General features: G+C 65.0%; 1 protein-coding gene and 1 pseudogene. Both read right to left on the bottom strand.

Features of this window, described 5'->3' with window-relative positions:
* A partial coding sequence (locus RHBS_RS32455; RefSeq protein ID WP_374700687.1) for an HNH endonuclease signature motif containing protein occupies positions 1-362 on the bottom strand: 362 nt, incomplete at its 3' end.
* 209 nt (positions 363-571) lie between these two features.
* Positions 572-991, bottom strand: a pseudogene (locus tag RHBS_RS32460) (DUF222 domain-containing protein); the annotation flags it as partial.
* Positions 992-1,000 lie beyond the last annotated feature (9 nt).

Genomic DNA, 1,000 nt, shown 5'->3' on the forward strand with positions numbered 1-1,000 from the left:
GGGTCGACGGTTGCTGGTGGGATGAACCAGGGGTGGTTGTCGGTGCCGATGAAGACTTCCCAATCGGAGTGGTGGATGAGTCGGTGATGGAACCCGCACAGTAGGACCAGGTTGTTCATGTCGGTGGGGCCGCCGTCGGCCCAATGCCAGATGTGGTGGCCTTCGGTCCAGGCGGCGGGTTTTCCGCAGCCGGGGAACGCGCAGCCGTGATCGCGGGCGGTGAGGGCTTTGCGTTGTTTGGCGGTGACGGTGCGTGCGGTGCGGGCGAGGTTGAGTGGGTTGCCGTGCTCGTCCATGACGATGGCGGTGAGGACACAGTCGCACGCCAACTGTCGAGAAGTATTGCGGGAGAGTGGTCCCATCCAGGCAGCCACCCGACCGACGTGCCGTCGCCGAACAAGTCCCTGTATGCGCCACGATCGGCGGTAGACCCGGCATCGGATTCGTCTGCAGCGCGGGTGTTCTCGTCGTCGGCGATGTCGTCGGCGCTGTCGGCAATGTCGCGGAGGTCGGTGAGATCACGCAGGCTGATGTGCAGGTTCAGGTGCGGGCGTTCTCCGCCTTCGATGGGGCGATCGCTCGAGGCGAGATACTGGTCGAGGATGTGTCCGAAGGCGTCGGCTCTGCGCTTGGCGGGGCTGCGATCGTCTTGGCTGCCGTCGACCGCGGGGTGGGGTTCGGTCAACGGGGAGAGGGCAGTGAGCAGCTTCTCGCCGGTGATCGCATCGAAATCACCTTTCAACACCAGCCGCCCGTTCAAAGTCTTGGAGGCGAAGAGTTCGTTGCGGTCGGTGTTCTCGGGTGGTGGGGTCTTGCCGCCGAACTCGTCCTCGAGTCTGGTGATCGCTGCCCGGATCCGGCCGGTACGCGCGTCGGGCCCTGTCGCAGCCTTGATCAAGGCGGCTCGGGCCATATCGCGACCCTCTTCCGGGAGATCCTTCGGTGGTGTTTCGGCGAAGGTGAGGATCAGCGCGGCGTGATCGACGGACATGACGCCGGT

This window comes from Rhodococcus sp. BS-15 (assembly GCF_000813105.1).
In the GTDB taxonomy this organism is placed as follows: domain Bacteria; phylum Actinomycetota; class Actinomycetes; order Mycobacteriales; family Mycobacteriaceae; genus Rhodococcoides.